Origin of the sequence: Paenibacillus arenosi (assembly GCF_014841135.1) — a bacterium.
GTDB classification, from domain to species: Bacteria; Bacillota; Bacilli; order Paenibacillales; family Paenibacillaceae; genus Paenibacillus_B; species Paenibacillus_B arenosi.
Genome location: NZ_JACYTN010000001.1, coordinates 235,005 through 259,372, shown reverse-complemented (window position 1 = coordinate 259,372; position 24,368 = coordinate 235,005). Strand labels below are relative to the sequence as shown.

The following is a 24,368-nucleotide window of genomic DNA, read 5'->3' as shown; positions in this document are numbered from 1 at the left end:
CTGTTGTCTCTATTGTGCAGGAATTTAAAGTGACCAACCATAGAATAGCGTGACGGCTACCTTACCATTTTGTCACCTTTGTCATAAATGTATGGAAAGACAGAAAAGACGACTCGGAATAAGTCGCCTTTTCACCCTGTATCAACAATAAATAATATTCATAATGCTAACTATAATCGTAGATTCAAGCATATTACTCAGGTATCATTTCGACAAACATATAGTTACTTTTTACAAAATATCTATTTGCACAGTTCATAATATCGTTAGCTGTAATAGATGATATCGTCTGAATAGTATCTTCAATGTCTTCAATCTCTGCAAACATATGATCTGTAACTATTTTTTCATTTAAATCAGCCATCGATTCGGAAACACTATACAAGTGATAGGTAGCTACATTTTTAATTTGTTGCAATTCATAGTCACTGATCAGTTGCTCCTTTAATTTGTTCAGTTCCTCAATAAAATTAGCTTTTACTTCCGCAAAATTTTCAGCAGCTGTGATTGCAATAAACAAACCCAGCCCATTATCTTTGAGCTCTAAATACTGCATGCCTAGTCCATATAGTAATCCTAATTCTTCCCTTAGCTTTCTATACAGTCTCGAAGAAAGTCCTTCCGATAGCAAATTAATGATTAACTGAAAAGCATAATAATCTTCACTTTGTCGTGATGGAGCAATCATTGCACATGAAAAGTATCCTTGGTCAAAATCACTACGAATGGCATAGGTTTCTGAACCTAATGTGTTAACAGCTTCAGGAAGAAGTTCTTCAATGTGTTTGCTTGAAGCTTGTATATCATAGTTATCAAAAAAAGAAACAATCTCGCTATGCTCGATATCTCCCGAAACAACAAGTGCTACTCGATCAGGTGTATAAAATTGTGCTCTGTACGCATCAAGTCTAGTCTTGTTAATACCACTTATTGAATCAACCGTACCGATTACGGTGTACTTTTCAGGATTATCTTTAAATAAGTTTGCAAAGATACCTTCTTGTAAATGATTTATCGGATCATCAGACAGCATTTTGATTTCCTGTTCAATGACTTTTCTTTCTTTCTCAATCTCACCTTCTGGCACTGCCGCATTCCAAACAATGTCTGAAACCATTTCTAACCCGTCTTTCCAAAATTTCTTCATGATTGTACACTGATAGTTTGTACTATAAAAGGATGTGTTGGCATCAATGTCCCCACCAAGGTACTGGATCGTGTTAAATATATCTTCTTTACTTCTACTAGTTGTCCCGTTGAGCATCATATGCTCTAGAAAATGAGAAATACCAAAGGGATATCCTTCTTCGTGAAACGCTCCTACTTGAACGACATACTCCAAGGCTACAATTTTCGAAGAGACTTTATTTGTAATGATCGTCATTCCATTACTCAGAACCGTTTTATTCACTTAACGCACCTCTCTAGTTGAAATATAGAAAAATTATACTATATTTCTCGCTGCTTCCACCAACTTATTGGTAAGTGCCTTATTATTTCTGCGACCTGACCGATACTCATACGTTCTTTTTTCTCTAAATGTTTATATGTAGTGAAATCCGTATATTGAATCATGGTCAGTGTTTCTTCCATATCTTTGTTTTCCAGTTGGATGTGAAAATGCTGTTCGATTATAAGTCATTTATTTTTCAAAAATGAATGGTTACTGCAGGTGTTAGATGGGTATCATTTTTGATTTTAACTGCGACTTTCTCACCATATTTTTCAACATTAACCCATCCAATAAAAGCATCTGGTCCATATATATTTATATAGCCAGCAAATGACACTTCTCCGTTGCTTTCAATAATTTCTGTATATTTTTTAAATGGATGATTCCCCTCAATTTCACTAAGCCATGTTTCAAACTCAAGTTGCAATGCATATAGATTATTCCCCACTTCATCTATTACGTCATAGAAGAAGGGAGTATCTTGAATAAAGATCGAAACAATCATACATCTACCACCTCTATATTAATTTCAAGATTTTCATTCCTTCATTTAAATCTTGAGTTAATTTTACTCTGGATAAGAAAAAATCGCTCAACTCTTCTTCATTAAGAAATTCAATATACTTACTATGCTTCTTTAGTAGTTCCTCTTCACTTTCACTGAGCTCTAATTCGATAATTTCTATCGTATTATTAGCATAATAATGTTTTTCTCCTCTTTCATGATTTCCTATAGAACATACTGCATATATGACTCTCAAGTCCTCCAGCCTGCAAGAATGAAGAACTGCAGTTAATTTTGAGCAGAACTCTGTTATTTTGATTGTATGCTGCGTTGTTACGGATAAATTTTGCTCGGATTCGTACAAGTCCTCTAACTGTGTAAAAATTTCTTTTAATTGCTTTAACACCTGTATATTTTTCTGTGCAATCAGATACATATATTTTCAACTCCTTGGTTTTATGTAATTCTATTAAGGACATATTGTCAACCAAAATTAACCATTATGAAACTTACGTTTGTCGGTACTAATTCTGTGCAGCTTAGTTTCCATATCGAACGAGTATATGCCACATATATTTTAACTCTTGAAGAACTTCCTCGCAGCTTCCTCTATCCTTCCATACTTCCGGATTACATTTCAAATCTAACGCGGCAGCCCCAATTACATTGGCATCAATATAACCGTTTTGTGCGATCCGTTTCGCTAAAGAAGGCATCGTTGGTCCCCTGAAATCTGAAGGTACTTCGTCTACTTTCATAGCGAATCCCATATGCCAATATAGTTTAATAGAATACTTCATACACATTTGTTCCAATACTTCTCCCGTGGAAGAGCTTTTGAACGAAGGATCTGCAACTAGAATATCCACGTCTTCCTTTAATGTAATATCACCATGAATCTGGGACTCGATATAGTGGTTGAGATTTCGACTCGGCTTACGATTTGAAGGGTCTTGTAATGGTTGTTCTAGATTTATTAATAGATGATCGATTAATTTCTGAGGTGTCAGCTCCTTCTCGCCGATAGCCTCATTTCGAAAAAATGCATCTTTAAAAGTCGCTGTCAATATATCTTCAAACTCTTCATAAGTGCCTCTTTCTACGGGGTCTTGATGTGAATCCAAATACGTATACGTACAACGCGTGGAGACATTTGGTGCAAGGAGAAAGTAACACGAGCCGAATCGCGGAGCTGGGCCATCTGGGCGCAGCATTACATCCAACGCCCCATACTTCGGACGCTGTTCATCAGTCACTCCATCTAACTGATAAGCTCCGCCAAACAGTGATTTCTCCCATAGATCCCGTGCGCCACCCGAGTATGCGGATACGCTGCCATTCGAAATATGAGTTTCAAACTGACTCTTGTAGATCCCCTGTTCAAGCAACGACTGAGCCACCGTTTTCATATCTGCTGTTAGTCGATCAGGGTGAAAATGCAGTGCGACCCTAGCGTTCGCAAAGATCTTTGTACAAACATTTTCAAGAGTGCTCCAAGGGATATTGGACATCGGATATTGGACATCTGGAGAACTTCCATAAGTGATTTTCGAGCAGCGCTTTTTCTTGCTCTGGCATACTGAGTAATATGATCGATAGCTTGGCGCTGTGAATGTGATAGTTTACTAAGCATTAGAATCACCTACCCGAACATGTATATTGCGCTGCTGCTTAACACTTGATTGAGGACGTCAGTCAGATATGTAAATGTTGTGTTGTATGTTGCGGAAACTTCTTTGAATCTTCATTTAAAATCAGTTGAATTACAATTCATCATATGCCTGCAGTCCTCTTATCATATGATTGACATACCGATTTCTATTTAACTCTTTAATTTCATTGACTATATCTTGACAATTAGACAAAACATCAGTTTTGAAATCTGTTAAATCTGATATAACAGATTGATTTACACTATCAAGGATCATTCTGATAATCGCGTATTTAGCTAATCCTGTTGGTGTAAATGGATTCCTTAATTCTTTCTCTAACTCATTATTTGAGAAGTACATATTTCGTATTTCTTTCAAGTAATCAATTGTAAATTCATGAGTTATTGGATTCCCTCTGGTATTTAAAAAAAATCGTTCACTTTCAAAATCAGTTTGACTTAATTTTTGCAAATATATTTCGAATTCTTTGTGTAGAGAATACGGAACTTCAAGTTGTAGGCTTCTTCTTGGCATATCCTTATAAACTATTTCTAAAATGCGATGTTCCAGCGAATAATCACTTTTCTTTAAATTAATTATTCTATCGAAACTAAAACCATACAAAAGAAATAGTTTAATAATTATACGAACTTGTCTGGTTTTAAAGGAATTATCTTTATCATTATGGATGTAATTTAAAATGAATTTATACTGCTCATCATTTATTGATGGAGAGGATTGTCTCTCTTCAAGTTTTATTCCATTGCTAGATAAAGCGCTCTCAATTTCTTTGTTCAAACTGGTAAATGGCTTTAGCGAAATTAAGTTGTGATTTGGGTATTTTATATATATCGATTCTTCAAAAAATCGATTTAATGCTATTAGGAAATCATCAATGGCGGATTTACTTTTAACATTCTCATTATTAACCACATAATATATTGTACTTTGAATAATATTATTTCTTGTAAACTCGTGTTTAAAAACATTTTCAATAGTTGAGTTAGACATTGTATCGATAAGGTATTTGACAAAATAGTCCCTTAGTTTAGGTATATATTGGTTGTATTCTGATTTTGAAAGATTAAGGCCAAATTTATATATAATTCTAAGCAATTCTTCTTTCATTTGATCTTCACCTCATTTTTTATTAATAGTTTCCCCATTTCTTACAACGTCCGACCTATGTCGGATTTGTCCGACTGCCACATCTTCACGACCATTTCGTACGTACTGACGAGCGTGTTTCCCGATACGTGAATATGTTGTTATGCGAAGTAATTGGCATCTATGAACTGCTTGAGAATATTATTTTGTTAATTTCTTATAGGATTAGCTTGTTGGTACATGTAATAAAATTCAACTTCAGACAACACCTTATATATCTTATAGAGTTTATTTTCGTCTACACTGCAAAGCAAAAATTCTTCTGTTTTTATAGAATTATAGTATTGATGTCGCCATATTGATAAATATATTCTCTCTGAACTACTTAATCCATGTTCACTATCGGGATATTTAATCTTTACTATTAAGTCTTGTTTAATATCAGTTAACCAATAATCATCAAAATTAAGTAAAGGACTACCAAAACAATCATCCCATAATTGTCTTAGACGTTCTAATCGAGTTTTCTCTTTAAATTCACTATTCTTTTGGATTTTTTCTTTTAACATTTTAAAAAAACTCAAATAATCTTCAATAAAAATTTTAATTAATTGAGTACTGAAGTTTAATTTATTATCTTCACTGATGTAGTATTGAACGCTTTCGTCGAAGTTCTTACTTTTTTCACCTAAATTGTGAACTAGACAATTTCTATATATTGAAATATCACTACATTTGATTATTACATTTATAATTTCTTCATTCTTTGATTTGTTTTTTAGATTGCTTGATTTTATGTTTGCGATTAGTTCGATTATATATATTAATTGTTCTTTCACGTTTCCCTTAAACAAATTAAATAGCTCGTTTTCAATTACATTCTTGAGAATTATAGAATCCCCTAAACTACTTAAATCATATTTATTTATTGTGAAATTATCTTTTTTTAATTTTTCAGGGTTAGAAATTAGAATTTTATTCATTACGTCCCGTAAAGTAGCTTCAAAGAATGTTGTTGACATAAGGAATAGCCCTTGATTAATTAAATTATCATCCGACAATTTCGATATTATTTCATGTAATTTATTCACACTTCTATCAATGCTACTTAACAAATCGTTTGAGTATACTATTGACATTGTACACCTCGTTTACTTATCCTACTCAATTAAATATGTATAGAAAGGCTTAGCCATTTCAAAATATGAAATTATCCTTCATTTTTTCTTTGTATATCTTTTTCTTAATTAGAAATATTTTGAAAAAATTTTAATTTCCCCTTTAAATAATAATAACAACAGAACTTGTCAGTATATATTCCAATTAGAATATGATCCCCTTGTGATTATAATTAATGATATTAATCTTCTAGATTTACTACAAGTATTTCTAAATACGTTTTGGCATCTACAACACGCTCCGGCCCTCGATAGCCCTTATCTTGGGTCAGAGCATATGTTGTCTTATCATGCTTCTTCGTTTATCTACTGACAACCAAGGGACATATGTCCCTCAATGTAGATACATTGTTATACTCCGGAATCACTTCTTCGAATACTCAATCTACTAATTAACTACAATGGACCTTTAAATAAATATTTATTATTCACTTACTCTATTTATGAGATAGTAATGTTTTCAAATTCTCTCTTAGAGATCGAATCTGATATGCAAAAATCATCATTTATTTTTATTACAAATAAAACTAACAATCGTAGAAATATCATGTAGTTTTGTTCGTGCATTTTATCACTATTTTTACTTTTCGGTTGAGTATGGCTATATCTATTTCTTAAGTCCCAGCCATTATTGAATTGAGATTTGTTGAGCGTATAGTTTATATAATCTTGCTCAGGTTTTGAAAATAATGAACTTTCAAAGACAATTGCTTTTTTTGTTTCAAGTTTATCTATAGCATTTCTTTTTGTTTTTGAAGATCTCCAATAGTTAATTACTTGATTAAAATATAAATCCCTCATTACCAAAATTAAAGCATCATCTTCAATAGTAATATATCCTTCACTGTCACTTTTTAGATAATTCCTCTCCAATAACCACTCAATTTCCTGATGAAAGTATTCTGGATAATCACTTAATTTGTAGGATTCATTGCGTAACAATTCAAAATAATTTTCATAGCTACTCTGGTTTTTCTTGTTATATCCTAATCCACTTTGATCAGAGAAAAAGAGAAACGTGGCATAGTTAAATTCTTCTCCAACTCCGTATACATACTTTTTATTTACTAATGAAGGAATATTGCTATAGCTTAGATGTTCAGAGCGTATTTCAAGTAATTCAAAATCAACAATGCCCTCTTGAACAAATAAAGAGAATTGTTTTAGAACCGACTCCACTGCTGGCATTATATTAGTGCACTTTTCAAGTAAGGTAGAATTAGTAGACGGCATATTTATATCAAAATTTAAAGCTTGAAACTCATTAGACAAGTACTCTTTAAAAAACCATTCAATGACTGACTCCAATCGCACTCCTAAGCTAAATAACTCATTATAATATCCATACATTTGAATTAGAGAGAACATGTTCATTTGTTTAAAAGAAATTCCTGTTAAATAAGCATTTCGAGAACGAGAAGAAGCGATTCTTTCCATCACTCCCATTTGGCTAGGCTTGCTTACAAAATTACATCTCATTTGATTATCAACAAATTCAAACAAATAGATAAAGTTATTCAACAATGTTTCATTACCTATGTTTTCTTCAAGCCATTTTGTACTGTATGTTACCTTTATTGACATTCCTTCTACATTAGTAATAACAGCTTCTTCTTGATTTTTAGAAAAAACTACGCTAGATTCCAATAGTATGCCAGAATCTTCAGGAAAAAGTTTCCTCTCTTCTTCCTCTGCTCTTTTTTTCGCGTTTAATAAAGTTTTTGGTGAAAGTAAAATTTTATCTTTATTACTTTGTATATTCACAATAAGCCGCAAATAATTCAAATTAGGGCTTTCGCTATTAATGTAATTCAGAATGATTGTTTCCTTATCCGAATTTGTTAACTCTTTTGGGAAAATAAACCTTCCTTGTTCCACTGTACGTTGCATCTCATATGCATCTAACAATAACTCTGCTGACGAATAATCTTTCAGCATATATTCTTTAATTACTCTACCAAAACGTTCACCAAGGTTTTTATACTTCAATAGTTGATACAGCCAAAAATTCTTTTCATGTATAAGTTGCTTAAATTCTTCATCCGTGATTTTTTCGTATACTTTAAATTTATCAAAAAGTGCCCAAAAATCTTCTATGTATTCTATATCCAATTCATTAAATAAATCTACTAAATTCCCCCTGTTAATAGAATTAAAAAAACGAGCAACCCGCTTAAAATATATTTCGACTTGACTTTCGTACTTATCAATCTCATCCGATGTCCAACTTAGTAAGTAAAGCTTATGGTCAAAATATTGTTTTATATTATATATTTCAATCATATCGTTGATGCTTGCTAGTTCTTTTTCCTCTTTGGATTCCTTTAAAATATATTCAATTTTTTGTAGAATAGGCACACTTGCTAAGTCATTTTTCGAATAGAACTTAATCTCTCTCATTATGAATGTCCCCTAAACTCTTTGATTCCCAATATATTTTTTATCATTTTACATATCGCTGTCATATATTCTAATTGCAAGAAATTATTATACTGATATGTTCTCTATTAAGTCCCCTCGTTGAAAACTTAAAGCCATATGGCGAGCTTTCCCACGACACTCCAACTAGAATCAGTCTTCTTCGGAACGGAATCTCTACTCCAAGCAGATACATGAATTACTACCAGAGGAAATACAAAGACACCATTTATTTCATGATGACGCAGATCTCTCCGCTCAAGCCATTGTATAACGCGAAATCTATTTACGAGATTTTAAAGATGCTCTTCATCTACATAAATAATTTCATACTCCTTTGAATTGAGATTCTACTGGTTCTCTTTATCACTTGATTCTGTCATATAACATTTCGTATATTCACGACGTCCAACTGAGTCGGATGTGTTTGGCTGCTTCTACTTCTCCGAAACCTGTTATAGGATGTTCCCACCTTCCTTAAATCACCAAAAAAATTATCTAGATATGTGAATTTTAAAGTTCTGAAGTTTTTCACCGATTTCTAGCACTTCATTCCACTCTGCTGTATCGGGCGGCTGTATTGGAAGAAACATTATAGTTGAAGTGTAACCCAATTCAAATAATGGCTTTTCTGACTCTAAGAAATACGGAAATGATATACAAGCAATGATTCCAAGTATTTGATTTGTCCTTCTTCCAAAATAGCTTTCCAAAAAGTCTTCTCTTATTATATTTTGAATAATTTCTTTCGCCTTTCGTAAAGAAGATTCTGGGTTAGTTATACGAACTATTGGGTTGGTTTCTTTAAAAATTTTATCAAGTGATAGGGCAATAAACCCGTAATTATCAAATTGTTTGATTTGGTTTTCTGCTTTCTCTATATTAGCTTGTATGCTATTTTTACTATTCAATCTTTTTGCTGCAACGGTATATTTTCTTCCTTTATATTCAAATGAAAAATCAGGTTCTTGTAAAGTCACTTTTAAACCGGATAGTTCAAATAATGAACTTAAGTGATATTGAAATTGATAATCCCAAGGTCTCGAATCTTTCCCCTCAAGAATACTTCCGCTAAAAACATGCTTTATCTCATTTCGAATTCCACTGTCAGTTGCAGCTAGGATATTTCTTGACTGAGAAATCGTTAGCAATTCCCAGTAATCTTTATAACCATAAAGAAGTTCACGTTTAATTGAATCTTTCACAGAATACTGCTTGTTCAATATTGACGATATATAATGGCTATTGAATTTATTTTTGAATAATTGAAATCTGGATTGAGTATCTATTTTATATCCGTACATTCTCAGTAAATTCAAAGAAATATTTAAATTAAGCGTTACATCAAACACACTCTGATCTTTTCCATAAGCTCTCACAAAGTTACCCACCTCTTTTATTTCGATCTTGCGGGGATTTCATATAACATTGTTGTATCTACGAGCCCGAAAGGCTTAAAGGAGCGTCAGCGTCGCCAGTTAACCTTGCAAGGTTATCTGCTTGACTCTACTTCTAAGAGTCACTTCAGCCAGATCTAGGGGCCCGTAAATACGGTGTTATCTGAAGTTCAAGGCTTCATCGAAATACTTATATGATCTTGAGGTTCATTAATCCTATGGTAAACAAATCTTACAGGTTTACAGTATTTGAGAGTGGTATTGTTTAATAGTTTTTTGCATTCTTCACAGGGCTCGCCAGTATCAGATACTTCCCATATATCCTTAAGTTCTTGTAAAACAGTAATGGGTATATGACTATCATCAGTAATTTGTTTACCACAAAGAGTCTCAAAATAATACTCAATCAAAATTGTTCTTTCTAGCATTTTTTTCTCGATATGTTTATTAATTTTATTTAAAAATCTATGTAATTTAACAAAATCAATAATCACATATCTCAATTCTTTTATATGGTGATCTGGCATTATGAAATCAATATCTGGTTTGAGCTGATCGTTACTATCATAATAATGAAAAATTAGTTTGCCATGTGGATCGCCATTATGTGCAAAAGTATTACGCAAGTAATTTCTTACATATTGGTGAAATCGTCCGTTACAATACTTCTTCAGTTTTTTAGCTAATTGTCTTTGTTGTGCATCCTTAGAACTCCTCAAGGTTTTTATAACTTGCCAAATTGATAATTCCTTTCGCTCATGACCTAGACTATATGTTTCATTTAATAATTTTGCATACATATCCCAGAGTACCAATTGTCTGTATACTGCATTCTCTAAATGAAATGAATAGCTATCCCTAATCTCTGTTTCTTCGGTAGGTATTCTTATCTCTTGAGCAATACCAATTGCATTCACCAAACAATATCGGTAATGTCTAATTAGTTTGTTTATTCTAATGACCCAGTTTAATCCGTTCCTCACAATAAATAAATCTGGTGACATCATCAATATCTGTTCTTCTTTGTATAATCTATGTTCTTGAATTAAACTAAATTTATCAACTTTTTTTAACATCAAATTATAATATCTCTGATCTTCACTCTTCATTGCTAATCCTCCACTTTTATTTTCTTGAGTTTCAGCTAACTTTCTTATTTGTGAATTTCACAAGTAATTTGTATGTAGAGTATTCACGAAACTGTTAAGTTAGCAAGCCCATTAAGGATCTAGTTACTTTAGATATCTCCAAAAATCACTCATGCTACTGCTTGCCTTACTCTTGACAGTATTAAAAATCTTTCGTTATAAAGTTTTTCTCACACTCCGTTTTCACCAGTGCTAACCAGCCTACATTCCTGATATTACCACACAACAGAATTAGTTGAATATGTTTATTAGAATGATTAGAAATCGTCGTTTCTTTGCACGAAGAATGTACTAGAACATTGCAACCACACTTCTTTTAATATGCGATATTCAACGAACAAACAAAAATCTATACAAAACAAATAGCCCGAAAGAAAATATAAATCTTTTGGGTTAATCCATAAAATATATATTTATTTATCTTTATTTTTGCATAAGTTCCTTGCCCATACCTCCCACTCCTTTGCTTGCTTCACTATACATATAACCCCTCACAACAACAAAACCTAATCTCTCAGTACGTTCCGTACTTACTAAGAAATTAGGCTTCATTATCTTTATAGCTATACATTTTCCAATACACGGCAGCCACTAGACCTAGCCCGACACATAAACCGTATCTATCAACGATTCAACCAAAGGAGCCAGTTCCTGTATCAACGCACGATAGCGTTCACTATTTTTCATTGTCTCCAATGTTTCTTGTTCCTTCCATACACTTACTACACCAAACGAATTGTTATCTGCATGAGGTTCTAGGAAATAGACATGAACCGAACCTGCCTCTTTATTAATAGGCACCAGCGTCTCCCGCCCTAACTTCCGCACTCGCTCCTCTTTTCCTTCTTTACTTTTAAAAGTAACCACTCTAACGAACATTTATATCTCCTCCTCGTATATGAACCTCTACTCTATTTACCGCTCTTCCTCACATTACTTCACTAACAAAGTGCTTATCGCACCATCTTTTCCTTTAACCAAGCATCCACCTTATAAATGGAATCGTGCGATGCCGTGTCTTGCACAGCATCATGCAGAGAAGCGATTGTAGTACGCTGCAAGATCGTCCGCCAAGCTTGTTCCGCTTCATTCATCACATCAGATAATAAACAAGTTCTGTTCTCTTTCAATTGAAATACCGCTTGAAATACTCCATTGGAACGATATAGAGCCTCTACACCCTCTACAGCAACAAATACATCGTAGATGTGAATATTCGCGGGATCTGCGATTAATCGAAACCCGCCTTTTACACCTGGCACGGAGGAAACAAGCCCTGCTTGGACAAGCTTTCTCATTAACTTTTGCAAATAAGTTGGAGAAACTTGCAGCTGCTGACTTAATGATTCACCTGACAACACCGCGTTCTTAGGCAAACGATTAAGCAGCAGCACAGCATATACGGCTTGTTCCACGCCAGTCGTCATTTTCATACCGCATCATTCATTTGTACGGATGATTTCTCTTGTTCTTGCGTCAGCTTTTTAGGGGTCACATCATGTCCTTGAGCATCTAGAAACGTAATCGCATGGAAAGACTTATCTACATGTCCTCGAATAATACCCAAGTACTGCTGCCGCAATAGCTGGCGTTCTTCTAGCTCTGCTGGAGTCAAACCACTTGCTTTATTTTTTCTAGCTAATACGTTGATCCGATCTAATATGTTAATCATGTTCTTCCTCTTCCTTTCCTTATAGAGAGTTATTTATATAAATCTTTATAGAAGCCAGTTTATAAAAGTTCCTTAGCAAGCAATTCATACGATTTTAGTCTTGCTTCATGACTGTGGCTGATCGTGCCTAACACTGCTTCGTTAATACCGAATTGTTTATCATGGTCGCGCAGTATATCGGCAACTTCTTTCGCACTTCCTACTAGGAAGCGGCTGCGGTTATGTTGGATGCGCATTTTGTCCATTTCCGTGTAAGAATAATTTAATGCGTCTTCCGGGGACAATACTTTAAATGGCATCCCTGTATCCATAAACAACAAGTTCAAATCAAGGCTTGCTGCATGATATTCAGCTTCTTCGGTTGTTTCAGCTGCCATGACAAAGTAACCAACATTGACTTGAGGGTTAGGCATGATTTCCGAAGGAACGAAGTTCGAGCGATAAGCATCCAGCATCGGAGCAGATAATTGGCCGCTAATAAATTGAGCGAATGAATATCCGATACCAAACTGTCCAGCTTGTGCCGCACTGCTGCCGCTAGAGCCCAACAGCCATACTTCAGGTGGCGTCCCGCCAAATGGAGCAGCCAACGTGTTGTGATAAGGATGATCTGCAGGCATCGTTTCGGTCATAAACATCATCGTTTCTTTCAACTTTTCATACTGATTATCCATTCTTGGTTTCTTGCCTTCATGCAGCGCAAGCGTACTATGCCAATCACCACCTGGCGCACGGCCTACACCAAAGTCAATACGGTTCGGATACAAAATCGCCAATGTTTTAAACAGTTCAGCCATCTTCAACGGAGAGTAATGCATCAGCATAATTCCACCCGATCCAACCCGAATCTGCTTGGTTACAGACGCAATATGAGCAATCAATATTTCCGGTGATGCGCTGGCTAAATTTTCAGAACCATGATGCTCCGAATACCAGATTCGGTTATAGCCTAATTTATCTACAAGCTGAGCTAGCTCAACCGAGTTTTGCAGCGTTTGTTGAGACGTTTGTCCGTTTGACGTTGGTGTTTGATCCAACACACTTAGTTTCACAATATGACCTTCTTTCGTTGTTAATGTGGATACATAATATCCGTAATTAGCTGAAATAAAAATACGTACCTAACGTGCTACCAATCATAACGAAATGATGGTAGTGCACCTGTAACTCCAACATCCTCTAGGGGAACCCCCTACCTCTAACCCCTATCGTAAGCCCAGATGATTGGGCGGTTCCCATCTAAGAAGAATGCTTTATAATAAAATGAAGATTAGATGTTTCCGTTCCAAGTTGTTACTTCATCAACACCCAATCGTACCGTTGGGAATCCTGGTTGTGCTGCTTTACCAAGCGTAATCATAAGAACGTTGACCAAGTTATCTGGAACGTTGAATTCTTTGCGGAATTCTTCTGTGTTGTAGCCAAGCATTGGCACGGTGTCGTAGCCTCTTGCTTTCGCCGCAAGCATCAATTGCATCGCGAGAAGACCACCGTCAAGCATTTGCCATTCTTTTTTCGTTTGTTCACTTACGTGATCGTAGTAGCCTTGCACACTTTTGTTAATCGTTTCTTTAATTTGTTCGGTCATGTAACCAGCATCTACTGCTCTTTGGTTGATTTTATCTGCGTTCTCAACTGTATAAGCGTCCATATCGCCCAATACGAGAATGACTGCGGATGCATCAGCTACTTGCTTTTGCCCTAGTGCCATTGGAAGCAGCTTTTGTTTCAATTCAGGGTCTGTGAAAACCATAAAGCGCCAAGGATTTAGGTTCGTACCGCTCGGAGCAAGCATCGCTTCGCCAAGAAGTTCTTTAATTTCTTCATTAGAAATTGTATAAGAAGGGTCGTAGACACGAACCGAACGACGGTCGCGAATCACATCATAAAAGTTTGCATTACGGTTAGCTGTATTCATATTTGTATAACCTCCAAAATATTTTTTGTATAATAATAAAATTAGTTATGAGCGCGATGTTAACGACGGTATAAGGTGATTTTTTATTCTCTACTTACTTAACATCAGCTGCTAACAAAACCTATTATGATACATAGCGAACGTATTGAAAAGTACGCACTTTTTCGTGATATAGACACGACTTCGTAACATAGGCACGAAAAAGTACCTATAGAAAAACCCAAAGGAGTTACGTATGCAGAAGCAATACAACAATAGAATCGAAGTGGTTCTAGAAGTTATCGGAGGAAAGTGGAAAGCTCATATTTTGTATCATTTAACGAGGGGCCCTACACGGACTGGGGAATTAAAACGCTTGGTAACCGGCATTACTCAAAAAATGCTGACCGAACAATTAAAAGAGCTTGAACAAGATGGTCTGGTCGTGCGAAAAGTGTACAATCAAGTGCCTCCAAAAGTGGAATATACCCTTACTGAATATGGGCAGTCATTGAAAGAGGTATTGAAAGTGCTGTGTGATTGGGGCGGCGATTATATCAAGTTCAGGTATCCAAACGGTGAAGTTACCGTACGAAATGGTAATGAAGAGCTTTAATTGGGGAGGAGTTAGTGTGGGATTACTACATCATATCGAGATTTACGTATCCGACCTTAAGCGCTCGGCTGAGTTCTGGGGTTGGTTTCTATCAGAGCTTGGTTATACGCCCTATCAGCAATGGGAAGAAGGTCGTAGTTGGAAGTTAGGAGACACTTACCTTGTGTTTGTTCAAGCAAAAGAAAAACATTTGGACGTGCCTTACAATCGTTGCCGAGTAGGACTGAACCATTTGGCATTCCATGCGAATTCGCGAGAACAAGTGGATGAGTTGACGGAAAAAGTTCGTTCCAAGGGAATGGACGTCCTTTACAAGGAGAAGCATCCTTTCGCGGGCGGAGAAGATTATTATGCTCTATTTTTCGAAGACCCCGACCGGATAAAGGTCGAGTTAGTAGCGCCATAAAGTCGCTCTACACCAACGTACTTCACATCTATTTAATAGCGACATTTTCACAAAACAGGCTTCATTTTATAAACAAAAATGAACAGCTCTCTTACATACGACAGGGGTATCTCAAAAGTCACTTCCCACGACTTTGAAGATACCCCTTTTCACCGCATATGTTGTTAACGCGCTTCCTTACCAGTCTGATATAGACTTGATACAAGCACCTATCAGTAAATATAGAAGATAAGACCTTTGCCCTCGGCTGCAGCTTGGCTGTAGAAACGCTGGATTTCGTTAACATGCTGAAGGATGTAGGCAAAGAACTCGTCCTCATCCTCGTCTGAAACAAAGCCGGGTTCAAGAGGATATACCTCCTCCTTAAGCATGGTCGGGAAATCATACCGCAAGCGAAGCTGCGCTTCATCCAGCTCAGACATAGCCTGAAACGCTTCTGCAACTTGTTCGGCGCGTAAGGAAAACGCCCCGAATGAGCCAAAATCAATGCCTTTGTCTGACGTCAGCGGGACAACATAGCCAAGAGGCGGCTTTCCATCGGAAATATCTCCACACAGCAAGTAGTGAATCGCCTCCCAAGATCTATCAATGCCAAGTCCAGGATAATCGTCTATTTTCAAACTCTTCAATGCAATGTCGCCCGCTGCGACTTGCTGCACTAAGTTATCATCCATAGTAAAGTAATATCCGCGCATTCCCATGTTATCAGCCTTCTCTCCATTTTTAATAGTGACTTACTACTCTATCAAAAATGTAACATTTAGGAATTGTGAATTTCAAGGAACGTTGTGCCCATTACCCTCAAGACTTCTTGCGCGCTCTTAGGGTAGTGCAGAACGTCACAGACATAAAGTCAGCGATACCAAGCATGTAAGCGCCCCATAAAAAAGACCCGATGATCCTGACAGACCACCGGGTCTTAACAATAAGAAACAACTAAAGCTAGATATACGAAATTCATTGCTACATCCCTTTACCTATAGCTTTGCATCTCCAAACAACACCCCTAAAGAAATAAATTGGGCTAATTCATTTGCACGTGCTAATGAGTGATGCGTTCCCGCATCTGTCCACCAACCACGCAAAATATCATAAGTCATCTTTTCTTTTTCAATATAGGCATTGTTTACATCCGTTATTTCTAACTCCCCTCGACTGGAAGGCTTTAAAGTCTTGATAATATCAAATACGTTGGAATCAAACATATATATACCTGTTACAGCATATTGGCTCTTAGGTTGTAACGGCTTCTCCTCAATTGCTACTATACGCTCTCCTTGCAGCTCTGCTACCCCATAACGTTGGGGATCAGTAACTTCATGAAGCAGAATTTTAGCCCCTTTATCTTGTTCCTGAAATCTTTTAATATAAGAACTAATATCACCGTCAAAAACATTATCCCCTAATAAAACAATAACGCGATCATTGCCAACAAAATGCTCTGCTAATGCTAGGGCCTGTGCAATACCTCCTGCTTCATCTTGTACTTTGTAAGTTAGGTTGAGTCCTAATTCACTGCCGCTGCCTAACAAGTTTACAATATCTCCAACATGTTCTCTGCCTGAAACAATGAGTATGTTATTCACTTGAGCCTGTTTCAACCTATAGATCGCATGGTATATCATTGGATATTTTCCAACGGGAAGTAGATGTTTGTTGGTTACTTTTGTAAGTGGAAAGAGCCGTGTTCCTAATCCCCCTGCCAAAATTACACCTTTCAAGCTAACTCCCCTCCAGACCTCATGACAGCTGTCGCTAGGCTAGACATGAATTTATGCAATCACTCATTCTGAATTAGAGGTGGTGAATTTGCACAAAGATCAAATGATACTCTGTTTTTAACGTATGCAATAGAAATTTACATCATGCTATCCGTGATGTAGCTATCTATCTAACTATTCACCTTATTATTTTTATACAGACTACTCACAAGCGCCTCCGCATAGCGCCCAATCCTTTTGCTTGCTTCAGCACGCATATAGTCCCTCGTAATCACAAAGCTGTCTTCATACTGACGACAAACATACCGATAACGCACCATCTGCTCGTCTTTCTCCTCTTCCACCACACGAATATCTCTTTCCATCAAGGTCCGCTTCACTTTCCGTAAATCCTCATATATCGCTCTAGCTAGCAGCTTCGCTACCTTCGTATAAAGCGCCCGTAACGTCTCCGAGGATCGCTCCATTTCAAGCGCTCTTCTCATAATAATCGAGTGCATAATGGGCAGCAGCACAAAATCCTTCATCATATTCAGTTCTTCAGTCGTTGGCTGACTCAATTGTGCAGCAGCTTTTTGACCGAGTCTACGTTGGACGGACTCCTTATGCTGCGGCAGCATCATTCTACTGGACTCCCACAGCCCGTTCTGTTCAAGCTTTTTACTCATTTATAATGTCCTCCAATCTTCAATGCTCGATCCCCTGCTTGCCCCGCGTTTGTCAGCGAGGAAGCCCTTACAATTGCTGCACTTCCGTAGCGATTTTTAATATGATCCGTCACCTTATCCAACGCTCTCGCCTTTATTTGATCTTCGAACAAGGTGAGCTGATATTCTTCATCATCCTTTAGCTGGCTCAGCGTTATCCCGATACGGCGCACAGGCAGACGGTTCCAAAACTTATAAAAGAGCGTCTTCACCGCTTCAAATACCGTATTCGTATGATTCGTAGGGTCTGGCATTTTCATCTGCCGCGAAAATCCCGTCGGTGCTTCATAAGGGCTGCACATGCAGCTCACCGAAACGACCGCGCCCATATACCCTTTGCGTCGGCAGTCACGGCACACTTCTTCGGTAAGCTCCAGCAAAATCGTATCCACTTCCCATGGCTCGATATAATCTCTAGGCAGGGTCATCATATGGCCAACTGACTTCGGCGGCGTATCGAAGGTTCTCGGGGTAACCGGACTGTCATCCAAGCCGTTGGCGGTTCGCCACATGACCTCCGCCTGAATGTCAGACTGCTTGCCGAAGCGGGCTCGGAATTTTTCTTTCAGACGCGGCAGTGGAGTTTTCGCAATGTCTCCAATCGTATGCATACCAAGCAAGGTAAAGTGAGCCGTCATCTTTGAGCCGACGCCAAACATTTTATTTACAGGCTGAGGCCACAGCAGCGTCTCGACTTCAGTCGGCGGTAGCGTGAAGATGCCCTCTTTATTTTTTTTCGCCCATATATCTGTCGCAATTTTAGCTAGTATTTTATTCGAGCTGATCCCGACTCTAACTCTGACGCCAGTTTGGCTCAGCACCTTATGCTGAATCTGTTTCGCCACCGCAACCGGATCACCGAACAAATGCAGACTCGCCGAAACATCTAGAAACTGCTCATCGATACTAAATACCTCAACCAGATCGGTAAACTCCTCATAAATTTTCGTAATCATTAAGGAAACATCAATATAATGCTGCATGCGAGGACGCATCACGACAAGTTCAGGGCACTTATTTAACGCCTCACCGAGGCGATCTGCCGTACCTATGCCAAAGCTTTTGGCAATTGGACATGCCGCTAAAATAATACCCGACCGACGTTCCACCGATCCCGCTACAGCAACAGGCTTATTTTCGTATCCGGGATGCTCCGCCTTTTCCACACTGGCATAGAAGCTTTGACAGTCCGCTAGAAAAATAACCTTTTCGCGTTCGCGGCCTTTGCTCATCTTACTCGCCCCTGTACGTTCATCAACATGGTCATTAACTCGGCTTTCACTAAGCCGCGCAGCATGGTGAAGCGATGGATATAGCCTCGCACTTTGTATTCAATATCGATGCCTAATGCATTCATTTCCGTATTCAAAATTGTAATATTTCGCGCTCTCATCTTTGCCTTAAGCTTGCGCAGCTCAGGATAAATCGAATGTTCAACTTCTTTGAGATAGCCAAGAACGTGATGGTACACAATTTTGTTTTTGTACATCATCAGTTCTTCCATATCTCTTGCCAGCATATCCAGTAAAATAGGAAACAAGGTATACTCCTTAATCATCTGAATATCCTCTTCGGTTTCAATCATTGGATTCGTAGCAGCACTCATCATATCATCTCCAACATACGAACGTATATTCTCTATATATTCGCATTATACACCGAACGTGTGTTCTTTATGCTAGTGAATTGCTGGTAATGTTTTATCGGACGATATACGGCGTATAAGTGCGTGTTCAAACGATGACTTTTGAACAACCTCTAATAAGTAAAAATGATCAGTACCATTTTTCATGTTAAGTAATATAGATCACAAGACGCTTTCGCCTTGTAGTATACTAAAGGAGATAATAGTTAAATACTGGGAGGGAATCTTATGCAGATGAACACACTAGCTCCTTACAAACGCTTTGTTTGCGGCTTAACAACGGCTTGCTTATTATTTTCTATGATACCGATATCAATTGGTTCGGCGTATACGGCTCCTACAGCGTCGCCTGCAGCTTTGTCTACAAACATCTCTGTTGTGACTTCTTCACCTCTGAACAAGCTAACTGCTAAACAGCCAACGACAGCCGCTGAATTGCTTGAATATGAAGCAGAACAATCGCATCAAGCAGCACGCTACGCTTGGCCAGCTTTGGACAAACTGTGGCCAGGTCTTCAATTTCAATCCCGTGTTATGCTCCTCACCAATGGTGAGCAAACGTATGAAATTACGACAGAAGGCTATAAGCTAGTCGACCCATCTCATCCTCGATTACCGCTCAATGTTCATTTTGATGGCCAGTATGAGAGACTAGACTGGAACGGCAAGCAAGCCTCTGCTATTTTTGTTGATAAGGATACACCACTACAAGATCGATTCGAACCTTATACAAGTACACCATTAAGCTTTATGACAACTACACATGAAATGTTTCATTTTTACGATCAACCGTCTTGGAATTTAAAAGACAACGTTACTTATCGTTCTCGTTCATCCGTCTATCCAGCTGACGCTAAGCCACGAATCCAACGAGCCATGCTATTCCAAGCCTTGTACAAAGCCTATTCAGAACCAGAACAAGCCGACAAGCATCTCGGACATGCTGCTTATTGGAATGAGCAGTATAAACGGGACAATTCGGCTGAATACAAGCAAAGTGTAGAGTTTGATCTTACGGAAGGCACAGCCATGTATATCGACAAGATGGCCGACATGTACGGAGCATTTAAAGGAAGCGCTACAACGGAGCAAATACGCCATTATTTATCCAAGCAGTATAAAGATATTAAGACAAACGAATTTATTACCTTTGATACGGAATCCTACATCATTGGAAGCTTGTCAGCATTGTTGTTGGATGCCCTAAATAAAGACTGGAAGACGTCAGCATCAAAGGGCAACTCCCCTATTGATCTACTTCTGAACCGCATTACACCAGTAGCTCAGCCATTCGATGAACAGATCCAAGCTGGGCTGGAGACCACCATTGCGAATTTAAATGCAAAACGTGCCGTTGCGCTGGACCCGCTCAAAAAAGGACTGGATGACAAGCAGATACCGATACTATTGATTCCACGGACTGTAAAAGGTAGCTCATTTAGCACAACTGGGTTTATTACATTAAAGGGTTACGAGCAAGGCACAGTTATTATGGATATGTCCAACAACTACACAACAAGTGCTGGAAAGCTGGAGCTGACTAAGCGAGCGATGCTGAGAATGTATTCTGGTGAAGAAAATGAAAAAGGAGACTATTTGATTACTCCTCTGCATGCGGGCGAATATGTACGAACCGGAGACATCCTTACATTTGATCGAAATGACTTGAAAGGTACAGTTAAGGTACAAGCAGTGAAGTATGATGGCCGCGAAGCCTTTATCGTGCTACCGTGATCCATACTTGGACGAAAGAAATTCCGGCTCCACTTGCAACTTTACGATCCTACTCCATTTACTCCAATGCTACAGAACAGAGAGCCGAATCTTTTCGACTCTCTGTTTAGCATGCGTACATTATGAGACGGAAAAACAGGAATGGCTATGATGGACTTATTCATTTCTGTGAAGTTTGCTTACTTTTAGATGAATCGAACACTAACGAAGGTATTTGAGCATGTAATTTTGAGATCACTTCTGATCCATGTGTCAATTGTCCAGGAGTAAAATAATTATTGCTAATGGTTAACATCTTCTTCCCACCTAAAGTACCTACCGTATGGGATAATGTACCGTGGATCCCTCCACTATGTCCCCACACCGTGACTCCATTTGATAACTTTATCTCCTTAATACCCAGACCGTAGCGCAAGCCCGGTGCTACTTCCACAGTATTAAGCATTTCCTTCATCTGTTTAGGCTTCAGCAAATGACCAGCTAGCAGCTTTGTGAAGAAACGGTTTAAATCACCTGCTGTCGATATCATTTCACCTGATGCACCAGCCACAGCTGGATTTATTTCCGTAATGTCTCGGAGTTTCTTATCGCTCGTACTATAGTAATTTCTAGCATGAGGTTTGGGTAGCTTAGATGAAGTACCTGGAACTAAAGTGTTCTTCAAACCGAGCGGTTTAATCAATCGTTCTGTAATTTGCTCCGCATACGTGTCACCTGTTACTTTTTCAATAATTAAACCGGCTAACACATAGTTAGTGTTGGAATAGCTGAATATCGCCCCCGGTTCAAATAAAGGCTTCTGCTTCAAACCAGATTTCACATGCTCATTATCCGAATAGCTCTTCAAAGGTTGTTCAAAACTTCTCTTCATAAAGTGCTCAGCATTCGTGTAGTCGGCAATGCCACTCGTATGATTAAGCAATTGGCGAACGGTAATCTTGCTGCCGTCATAGCCATTACCTTGTACAACACCAGGGAGCCACTTCTCAACCGAGTCATCCAAGCTCAGTTTGCCTTCCCCTACTAATTGCAGCACAACTGTAGCGGTGAACGTCTTCGTTATACTCCCAATGCGAAAATGAAAGTTGGACTGCATCTTGTTGTTTGCAACGATGCTGCTCTTCCCAGTTGCATATTCCCACTTCACTCCATCATGCTGCGTTTGGATGATCATACCCGGTACTCCTTGCTTGATTGCACCATCCATCAGCTTCTTGATTACAGCTTGATTTTGCTTGGATGTCGAAGTTACCTCAGTCGTATGCTTTTTCGCAACCATTGCACGATTAGACTGGTCAGCAAGGGCTGCGGAAACCCCTCCATTCGCATACAAAAACGTTGTCCCTGTCATCATAACTGCTAAACTAAGCATCATCATTTTTTTCGTATTCATAGTCACTTCTCCTCGATCGCTCATATTATTTTCGTGATTTTCGTGCCTCAGTACACCCTTAGATTAAGCTTCAGCGTGTCATATTTCATAGCGACGAATTGCCATCACTAGGTATGACACACTGTCATATGACATATGACATCAGAAATAAATACGGATGGAACAACGAACAACGGCCCCCAAATCCAAATGGATGTCGGGGGCCGCCTCTCTTCATAAATCATGATGACATTGGGATAGAGAGAACTACAAATACTTATACCTTATGCCACACCATCACTGTGAACTTCACTCACTGAGCCGATTGCCCAAACTCCGCTTCAAGCACTTTTTTTTGCATGTCAGCAGCCGCGTTGGCTTTATCGAGATCAGGACCGGGATGCAGCGTGTAGTTGTAAGTTATGACGTGCTTGCCACCAAGTGTTCCGCCAGCAAAGGAGATATATCCCGGCGTGCCTCCACTATGCCCCCAAATCGATACCCCACTCGCCGTCTTTCTTTCCGAGATACCAAGACCATATCCTACTCCTCCATCAACAAGTTCAGCAGTAAACATTTCTTTCATTTGTTCTGGCTTGAGTATGTTTCCAGCGAGCAGCTTAGAGAAGAAACGATTGATGTCAGCAGTCGTCGATATCATATCACCTGCTGCATTTCCCCAGGATATATTTATTTCGGTGAAGTCTTCTAAAGACCCTCCAATGGTTTTAATCGCGTAACCTCTTGCATGCGGCTCTGGCAGCTTCGTAATTGATCCCGCAACAGATGTGTTGTTTAGTTTCAACGGTTCTATAATGCGCTTCTTAATTTGCTCCGCGTACGTTTGACCTGTCACTTTTTGAATAATTAGTCCAGCAAGAACCGTATTCGTACTTGAATAATCAAATTTAGAGCCCGGTGCAAATAGCGGTCCTCCTTCCACACCGACTTTTACAAGCTCTTCTGCTGTATAGTTTTTGAATCGATTCTCCAATATTTGATCCACTATTTTTCCATTTGCAAAATCCGGAATACCGCTTCTCATATTCAATAGCATCCGAATCGTAATCTTGCTGCTCTCATAGCCTTTACCCTGCACAACACCCGGAAGCCATTTTTCCACAGAATCGTCCAAGCTTAGCTTTCCTTCGCCTACTAATTGCAGAATCACCGTTGCTGTAAAGGTCTTGGTAATACTCCCGATGCGAAAATGAAAGTCGGGTTGCATCCGGCGTTCCGCATAAATACTAGCCTTACCTGCTACATAATCTTGCTTCACTCCGTCTTTCACCGTCTGCAAGATCACACCTGGGATTCCTTTAGCAACAAACTGTTCCAGTGCTTGTTGAATCCTCTGTTGTTGCTGCGAGACATCCAGCTTAGTTGTGGATACTGAGGATACTCCGATTGGAACCTTATTCGCCTGAGCACTAGCAATAGAGGCTCCATCGCCCGTGATCAACATGATGTTCCCGGCCATCATAACGGCCAAACTCATTAGAATCGTTTTCTTCACATTCATCTTCTAACAACTCCTCGAGGGTTAAGTTTGCTGTTTTTCTTAGCTGCCTTAACATCGCTCAGAGTAAGCTATCCTCTGTCATTTTTCATAGTGACGAATTGTCATATAACAAATAAGCAGCACAAAAACAAAAAGCTGCCCGTTCGCTCTGTAGTGATCAATACATTAACTTCTCCAGCTGTCAGTAGATTGTAGGATGAATGGGATAGTGGTAGACT

23 protein-coding genes and 1 pseudogene are annotated in these 24,368 nt (G+C 38.3%); 3 read left to right on the top strand and 21 right to left on the bottom strand.

Annotated elements, in window-relative coordinates:
• Nucleotides 1-193 precede the first annotated feature (193 nt).
• The 14 genes and pseudogenes from IFO66_RS01180 to IFO66_RS01115 all read right to left on the bottom strand — a co-directional run bounded on the left by IFO66_RS01180 (nucleotide 194) and on the right by IFO66_RS01115 (nucleotide 14,448).
• Nucleotides 194-1,411 carry an insulinase family protein gene (locus IFO66_RS01180; RefSeq protein WP_192023383.1) on the bottom strand — a complete coding sequence of 406 codons (1,218 nt, stop codon included), beginning with the start codon at nucleotides 1,409-1,411 and terminating at the stop codon, nucleotides 194-196.
• Between the two features lie 238 nt (nucleotides 1,412-1,649).
• Nucleotides 1,650-1,958: a hypothetical protein gene (locus tag IFO66_RS01175; protein ID WP_192023382.1), complete on the bottom strand. Its 309-nt coding sequence runs from the start codon at nucleotides 1,956-1,958 to the stop codon at nucleotides 1,650-1,652.
• Nucleotides 1,959-1,971: 13 nt separating this feature from the next.
• Entirely contained in the window at nucleotides 1,972-2,394 is a 423-nt protein-coding gene (locus tag IFO66_RS01170; protein WP_192023381.1) for a hypothetical protein, read from the bottom strand.
• A gap of 103 nt (nucleotides 2,395-2,497) precedes the next feature.
• Nucleotides 2,498-3,591, bottom strand: a pseudogene (locus tag IFO66_RS01165) (DUF3626 domain-containing protein).
• A gap of 130 nt (nucleotides 3,592-3,721) precedes the next feature.
• Nucleotides 3,722-4,738, bottom strand: coding sequence for a site-specific integrase (locus IFO66_RS01160; protein ID WP_192023380.1), 1,017 nt, complete (start codon nucleotides 4,736-4,738; stop codon nucleotides 3,722-3,724).
• Nucleotides 4,739-4,926: 188 nt separating this feature from the next.
• Nucleotides 4,927-5,856: a hypothetical protein gene (locus IFO66_RS01155; RefSeq protein WP_192023379.1), complete on the bottom strand. Its 930-nt coding sequence runs from the start codon at nucleotides 5,854-5,856 to the stop codon at nucleotides 4,927-4,929.
• A 480-nt stretch (nucleotides 5,857-6,336) separates the two neighbouring features.
• Nucleotides 6,337-8,295, bottom strand: coding sequence for a hypothetical protein (locus IFO66_RS01150; protein WP_225445405.1), 1,959 nt, complete (start codon nucleotides 8,293-8,295; stop codon nucleotides 6,337-6,339).
• A 512-nt stretch (nucleotides 8,296-8,807) separates the two neighbouring features.
• Nucleotides 8,808-9,692, bottom strand: coding sequence for a hypothetical protein (locus IFO66_RS01145; RefSeq protein WP_192023378.1), 885 nt, complete (start codon nucleotides 9,690-9,692; stop codon nucleotides 8,808-8,810).
• 188 nt (nucleotides 9,693-9,880) lie between these two features.
• Nucleotides 9,881-10,819 (bottom strand): Cthe_2314 family HEPN domain-containing protein, encoded by a 939-nt coding sequence (locus IFO66_RS01140; RefSeq protein ID WP_192023377.1) that lies wholly within the window; start codon nucleotides 10,817-10,819, stop codon nucleotides 9,881-9,883.
• A 636-nt stretch (nucleotides 10,820-11,455) separates the two neighbouring features.
• Entirely contained in the window at nucleotides 11,456-11,737 is a 282-nt protein-coding gene (locus tag IFO66_RS01135; RefSeq protein WP_192023376.1) for a putative quinol monooxygenase, read from the bottom strand.
• Nucleotides 11,738-11,811: 74 nt separating this feature from the next.
• Entirely contained in the window at nucleotides 11,812-12,291 is a 480-nt protein-coding gene (locus IFO66_RS01130; protein WP_192023375.1) for an Rrf2 family transcriptional regulator, read from the bottom strand.
• Complete coding sequence (locus IFO66_RS01125) at nucleotides 12,288-12,530, bottom strand: DUF896 domain-containing protein (RefSeq protein WP_192023374.1); 243 nt, start codon at nucleotides 12,528-12,530, stop codon at nucleotides 12,288-12,290. The genes IFO66_RS01130 and IFO66_RS01125 overlap by 4 nt, the downstream gene beginning before the upstream one ends.
• A gap of 59 nt (nucleotides 12,531-12,589) precedes the next feature.
• Entirely contained in the window at nucleotides 12,590-13,582 is a 993-nt protein-coding gene (locus IFO66_RS01120; RefSeq protein ID WP_192023373.1) for an MsnO8 family LLM class oxidoreductase, read from the bottom strand.
• A 218-nt stretch (nucleotides 13,583-13,800) separates the two neighbouring features.
• A complete protein-coding gene (locus IFO66_RS01115; protein ID WP_192023372.1) occupies nucleotides 13,801-14,448 on the bottom strand; it encodes a nitroreductase family protein in 648 nt (215 codons plus the stop codon).
• A gap of 235 nt (nucleotides 14,449-14,683) precedes the next feature.
• On the opposite strand from IFO66_RS01115, the gene IFO66_RS01110 reads away from it, so the two are divergent.
• A complete protein-coding gene (locus IFO66_RS01110) occupies nucleotides 14,684-15,043 on the top strand; it encodes a winged helix-turn-helix transcriptional regulator (RefSeq protein WP_192023371.1) in 360 nt (119 codons plus the stop codon).
• Nucleotides 15,030-15,449: a VOC family protein gene (locus IFO66_RS01105; RefSeq protein WP_192023694.1), complete on the top strand. Its 420-nt coding sequence runs from the start codon at nucleotides 15,030-15,032 to the stop codon at nucleotides 15,447-15,449. The genes IFO66_RS01110 and IFO66_RS01105 overlap by 14 nt, the downstream gene beginning before the upstream one ends.
• A 212-nt stretch (nucleotides 15,450-15,661) precedes the next feature.
• Here IFO66_RS01105 and IFO66_RS01100 read toward each other — a convergent pair whose 3' ends face one another.
• The 5 genes from IFO66_RS01100 to IFO66_RS01080 all read right to left on the bottom strand — a co-directional run bounded on the left by IFO66_RS01100 (nucleotide 15,662) and on the right by IFO66_RS01080 (nucleotide 19,486).
• The gene (locus IFO66_RS01100) at nucleotides 15,662-16,150 is read right to left on the bottom strand and encodes a YfbM family protein (protein WP_192023370.1); all 489 of its coding nucleotides are present in this window, start codon (nucleotides 16,148-16,150) and stop codon (nucleotides 15,662-15,664) included.
• 276 nt (nucleotides 16,151-16,426) lie between these two features.
• Nucleotides 16,427-17,170, bottom strand: coding sequence for a sugar phosphate nucleotidyltransferase (locus tag IFO66_RS01095; protein ID WP_192023369.1), 744 nt, complete (start codon nucleotides 17,168-17,170; stop codon nucleotides 16,427-16,429).
• Nucleotides 17,171-17,340: 170 nt separating this feature from the next.
• Nucleotides 17,341-17,838 carry a YhjD family protein gene (locus IFO66_RS01090; protein WP_192023368.1) on the bottom strand — a complete coding sequence of 166 codons (498 nt, stop codon included), beginning with the start codon at nucleotides 17,836-17,838 and terminating at the stop codon, nucleotides 17,341-17,343.
• The gene (locus IFO66_RS01085) at nucleotides 17,835-19,109 is read right to left on the bottom strand and encodes a DNA polymerase IV (protein ID WP_192023367.1); all 1,275 of its coding nucleotides are present in this window, start codon (nucleotides 19,107-19,109) and stop codon (nucleotides 17,835-17,837) included. The genes IFO66_RS01090 and IFO66_RS01085 overlap by 4 nt, the downstream gene beginning before the upstream one ends.
• Nucleotides 19,106-19,486, bottom strand: coding sequence for a YhjD family protein (locus IFO66_RS01080; RefSeq protein WP_192023366.1), 381 nt, complete (start codon nucleotides 19,484-19,486; stop codon nucleotides 19,106-19,108). Before IFO66_RS01080 ends, IFO66_RS01085 begins: the two co-directional genes overlap by 4 nt.
• A gap of 264 nt (nucleotides 19,487-19,750) precedes the next feature.
• Between IFO66_RS01080 and IFO66_RS01075 the strand changes: the two genes are divergently transcribed.
• The gene (locus IFO66_RS01075; RefSeq protein WP_192023365.1) at nucleotides 19,751-21,256 is read left to right on the top strand and encodes a hypothetical protein; all 1,506 of its coding nucleotides are present in this window, start codon (nucleotides 19,751-19,753) and stop codon (nucleotides 21,254-21,256) included.
• 160 nt (nucleotides 21,257-21,416) lie between these two features.
• Here IFO66_RS01075 and IFO66_RS01070 read toward each other — a convergent pair whose 3' ends face one another.
• Together IFO66_RS01070 and IFO66_RS01065 are read right to left on the bottom strand one after the other, a co-directional pair.
• A complete protein-coding gene (locus IFO66_RS01070; RefSeq protein ID WP_192023364.1) occupies nucleotides 21,417-22,649 on the bottom strand; it encodes a serine hydrolase domain-containing protein in 1,233 nt (410 codons plus the stop codon).
• A gap of 292 nt (nucleotides 22,650-22,941) precedes the next feature.
• The gene (locus IFO66_RS01065; protein WP_192023363.1) at nucleotides 22,942-24,150 is read right to left on the bottom strand and encodes a serine hydrolase domain-containing protein; all 1,209 of its coding nucleotides are present in this window, start codon (nucleotides 24,148-24,150) and stop codon (nucleotides 22,942-22,944) included.
• Nucleotides 24,151-24,368 lie beyond the last annotated feature (218 nt).